The organism is Pseudomonas sp. Sample_9, from assembly GCF_004307535.1.
Classification (GTDB): domain Bacteria; phylum Pseudomonadota; class Gammaproteobacteria; order Pseudomonadales; family Pseudomonadaceae; genus Aquipseudomonas; species Aquipseudomonas mercuritolerans.
Genome location: NZ_RAZO01000255.1, coordinates 1 through 4,048, shown reverse-complemented (window position 1 = coordinate 4,048; position 4,048 = coordinate 1). Strand labels below are relative to the sequence as shown.

The 4,048-nt window shown below is 61.0% G+C and carries 6 protein-coding genes; 2 read left to right on the top strand and 4 right to left on the bottom strand.

Annotated elements, in window-relative coordinates; all coding sequences use genetic code 11:
• The 3 genes from D6877_RS14440 to D6877_RS14430 all read right to left on the bottom strand — a co-directional run.
• Positions 1-287: LysR family transcriptional regulator (locus tag D6877_RS14440; protein ID WP_130911234.1), on the bottom strand; the 287-nt coding region annotated here is incomplete at its 3' end.
• Complete coding sequence (locus tag D6877_RS14435; protein ID WP_130911233.1) at positions 284-1,258, bottom strand: quinone oxidoreductase; 975 nt, start codon at positions 1,256-1,258, stop codon at positions 284-286. The genes D6877_RS14435 and D6877_RS14440, both read right to left, overlap by 4 nt.
• A 153-nt stretch (positions 1,259-1,411) precedes the next feature.
• A complete protein-coding gene (locus D6877_RS14430; RefSeq protein ID WP_130911232.1) occupies positions 1,412-1,912 on the bottom strand; it encodes an anti-virulence regulator CigR family protein in 501 nt (166 codons plus the stop codon).
• Between the two features lie 128 nt (positions 1,913-2,040).
• Here D6877_RS14430 and D6877_RS14425 point away from each other — a divergent pair, with 128 nt between their 5' ends.
• Positions 2,041-2,199, top strand: a complete 159-nt coding sequence (locus D6877_RS14425) for a DUF2986 domain-containing protein (protein WP_110645778.1) — start codon at positions 2,041-2,043, stop codon at positions 2,197-2,199.
• A gap of 1 nt (position 2,200) precedes the next feature.
• On the opposite strand, the gene D6877_RS14420 is transcribed toward D6877_RS14425, so the two are convergent.
• Positions 2,201-3,412 (bottom strand): MFS transporter, encoded by a 1,212-nt coding sequence (locus D6877_RS14420; RefSeq protein WP_130911231.1) that lies wholly within the window; start codon positions 3,410-3,412, stop codon positions 2,201-2,203.
• Between the two features lie 130 nt (positions 3,413-3,542).
• Here D6877_RS14420 and D6877_RS14415 point away from each other — a divergent pair.
• Positions 3,543-4,048 (top strand): LysR family transcriptional regulator (locus D6877_RS14415; RefSeq protein ID WP_130911230.1); only part of this gene is annotated, 506 nt, incomplete at its 3' end.

The window sequence follows — 4,048 nt, the reverse complement described above, 5'->3', positions numbered from 1 at the left end:
TCGCTGGCGCCCTGCACCGCTTGCTGCTGCGCTTCGTTCATCAACTCGACGGCCGCGCGCAGGCGCTGTTCGAGTTGCAGGCCAGCCTCGGTGATACGCACGTGTCGCGTTGAGCGCTCCACCAACCGCACGCCCAGTCGCTTTTCCATCGCCGCAAGGCGCTTGGAAACGATGGTCGGATGGCGCTGCAACAAACGCCCCGCCGCGACGAACGAGCCTTGCGCAGCGACGGCCAGGAAAGCAGCGATTTCATCGCTGTGCGGGTTGCTCAGAACATCCAGATTCATGGTTTTAAAATGATCGCCCCTGATGATCGGCCCGATTCAAGATCGGCGTGCGCTTGTGCCGCGTCAGCCAATGAATAACGCGCGCGGATTTGCGGCGTGATGATACCGGCGGCAACAGCGGCCAGCACATCTTGCGCGCGCTCCTGGTATTCGGCTGTCGTGGCGGTGTGCGCGGCCAGCGATGGACGGGTCAGAAACAGCGAGCCCTTGGCGTTCAGCGTGGCCATTTCCACCGCCGCCGGCGCGCCGGCCTGCGCGCCGAACGAGACCATCAATCCGCGTGGGCGCAAGCTGTCCAGCGAGGCCTGAAAAGACACCCGACCAATCGGGTCATACACCACATCGACCTTGCGCCCCTCAGTGATACGCACCACATCGGCGGCAAGAGTCTCGGCATCGAACACCAGCACTTCGTCACAACCGGACGCGCGAGCCTTGTCGACACTGGCCTGCTTCGACACCACACCGATGACTGTTGCGCCAAGGTGTTTGGCCCACGGCACCATGATTTCCCCCAGACCACCCGCGACACCGTAAAGCAGCATCGTCGTGCCCGGCCCGACCGGGTAAGTCGCCTTCAGCAGATACTGTGCGGTGATGCCTTTGAACAACACCGCCGCCGCGTCTTCGAACGACAACTCTTCGGGAATCTTCACCAGACGCTCTGCCGGAAACAGCCGCGCCGAGGCGTAACCGCCCAAGGGACCTGTGGCATAAGCGACTCGATCACCGACGCGGACATTGCTCACACCGGCACCGACCGCCGCCACCCGACCCGCGCCTTCCAGACCCAGCCCCGATGGCAACGCCACGGGCACTGCACCTTTGCGCTGGCTGACATCGAGGTAATTGACGCCCACCGCCTCTTGCTCCAGCCAGACCTCGCCGGACCCGGGGGCCTGTTCGCTGACAGTGCGCAATTGCAGGACATCCGGTGCGCCCGTTTCGGTGAAGCGGATTGCGTTGGCCATGATCATCTCCATTCATTCGTTAAGCGTTGAGCTCAGTCTGAAAGCACATCACTCAACGAACAACCCAGCCTCAATGCAGTTCATTGATGCACCTGATGCAGTTATGCACGCATAAAAAAGGAGCGGCACGTGCTGCCGCTCCTCTTTCAACAATCAATCGAACGCGCCGTTGAGCACCTCGTAGATCAGCCCGGTGGCCAGCGCAACAAGGATCAGGTCGGTACCCACCTGTTGCCATTCGTAGCCGTCATAGTGAGGCAAATGCCCAAGCATGCGCCCGTCCAGCTTCTTGGCGATGCCCGGTGGCAGCGGTTTGCCCCGCGCCAGATTCTTTTGAATACCCGGCGGCAGCGGCGGCCCCGGATTCCAGTATTGCCCGCGATAACCATCGATGATGCCGAGAATATTGCCGCGATCAACGCTCGGACCACCGCCGCGATTGCCAGAGGATTGCTGGCCTTTGTTGCCATTGCCCTGACCGCCACCACCCTGATTACCGTGATCCTGCATGTTCTGCGGTTTGCCCTTGCCGTTGCCCTGGCCGCCCTGGCCACCCTGCCCCTTGCCATTGCCGGGGTCGGCCAGTGCGGTCGTGCTGCCGATTACCAGCGCGAGGCAAGACAACGCGGTAATCAATCTGCGAGCTTTTCTCATGTGCGATTCCTTCGGTTGGGGGATGCTCTTGAGTATGGGCGAATGTGCTCAGCTTAGTGGATTTCTTCTTGCTGACCACTCGGCCTTGCGTCAGGATTCCCACCCTCTCCACCCCTGATCGAAAAATCATGAATCGCCAAAAGAAGCTGCAGCAGTTGTTCAAGGAAAAAGCCAAGAAGGCCAACGCCAAACTGGCGCCGAAAAAGCCCAAATACATCTGCAAGGCCGACCGCCTGAAGCTGGAAGCCGAAGCGGCGCAGGCGGCGGCCGAAAACACCGAAAGCTGATTCAGGCCGTCTGCCGCGACGTCAGCCATGTCATCAGCGCCGCCAGCACCAGCAATGCCGCGCTGGCGAAAAACGTCAGCCGATAGCCACTGCCGTCGAACAGCAGACCACCGACGGTAGACCCCGAGGCAATCGACAACTGCACCACCGCCACCATCAGCCCACCGCCCGCCTCGGCATCGTCGGGCAGCGTGCGCGCCAACCAAGACCACCAGCCCACCGGCGCCGCCGTGGCGATCAATCCCCACAAGCCCAGCAATACGAACGTCGCCACCACTGAACCGCCCATCCCTATGAGCGCCACGGAGATCATCGCCATCAACAGCGGGATGGCGATCACTACGCGATACAGCCCCTTCTTCAACACCGAACCGATGACCACAGTGCCGATAAACCCGGCCACACCAATGACCAGCAAAATCATCGACAGCACCGAAACGTCGACCCGGGTCACGGTCTCCAGAAACGGTCGCAGGTAGGTGAACAGAACAAACTGGCCCATGAAGAACAGGCCTGCGCCGAGCATGCCCAACGCCACCCGGCGGCTTTTGAACAACGCAAAGACATTGGCTGCGCTGGCTTTGCGTGGCGCGGCCGGGAGTGCGGGCAAGCTGATCCATTGCCAGAGCAGTGCAATCAGCGCTACCGGTATCAGGCAGAAAAACGCCCCGCGCCAGCCAATCACGCTGCCCAGATAACTGCCCAACGGCGCCGCCACGACGGTCGCCAGGGCATTGCCGCCGTTAAAAATCGCCAGCGCCTTGGGCACGCTGGCGGAGGGTACCAGACGCATGGCCAACGCCGCCGACATCGACCAGAAGCCACCGATTACCACGCCGATCAATGCGCGACCGATTATGTATACCGTGTAGTTGGGCGCCAGGCCGACCACCAGCCCGGACGCGCACATCAGCGCCGTCAACAGCAGCAACAGGCGCTTGCGATCCATCGAGCCGGCGAGCCTGGTGATCGTCAGGCTGGTCAGCACCGCGAACGCGCCGGAGATGGCGATGCCGTAGCCGGCCAGGCCTTCACTGATGTGCAAGTCCGTAGCCATTGGCGTGAGAAGACTGACCGGCATGAACTCGGAGGCGATCAGCGCGAAGACGCACAGGGTCATCGCGAACACACCGCTCCAGTACGCCGGTTGTTCGCCTGGTGCGGATGCTTTGACAGACTGCGCTGTCGGGTTGTCGATTGCTTGGGCCGTCATGCAAAACCTGCTTTGGAGAAGAACTAATCGAGGCATTCTTGCCCCGCTACTCAGGCTGCAAAGCTTGACGGATCGCGCTTAACTTGATTAGTAGCGGTAATCTTCATGTGCTTTTGAGAAAAATTCATCAATGAGCAACGCCAAAATCAACGACCTGCAGGCCTTTCTGGCGGTGGCGCAGGAGCAAAGCTTCACCAAGGCTGCCGCCCGGCTCGGCGTCACTCCGTCTGCGTTGAGCCATACGGTTCGCGCGCTGGAGCAGCGTCTGGGTATTCGCTTGCTCGCTCGTACGACGCGCAATGTCTCGCCGACCGAGGCTGGCGAACGCTTGATGCACTCAATTGCGCCGCTGTTCGAGCAGATCAGCGCCGAGCTCGAAGCCCTCGGCGAATTGCGCGACAAGCCCAGCGGCACGATCCGCATTTCCTGCACGGACGATCAGATCGAGTTGTGCATTCGGCCGATGCTTGCAAAGTTCTTGCAGGACTACCCGGACATCACCCTGGAGTTCTACGTCGATTACGGATTTACCAATGTGGTCAAGGAACGCTTCGACGCCGGCATTCGTCTCGGTGAATCGATCAGCAAAGACATGATCGCCGTGCGCATCGGCCCGGACTGGCGCCTGGCCGTGGT

Coding starts and splice junctions, on each gene's coding strand:
- D6877_RS14435 (WP_130911233.1), bottom strand. CDS start 1,258: ATGGCCAACGCAATCCGCTTCACCGAAACGGGCGCACCGGATGTCCTG.
- D6877_RS14430 (WP_130911232.1), bottom strand. CDS start 1,912: ATGAGAAAAGCTCGCAGATTGATTACCGCGTTGTCTTGCCTCGCGCTG.
- D6877_RS14425 (WP_110645778.1), top strand. CDS start 2,041: ATGAATCGCCAAAAGAAGCTGCAGCAGTTGTTCAAGGAAAAAGCCAAG.
- D6877_RS14420 (WP_130911231.1), bottom strand. CDS start 3,412: ATGACGGCCCAAGCAATCGACAACCCGACAGCGCAGTCTGTCAAAGCA.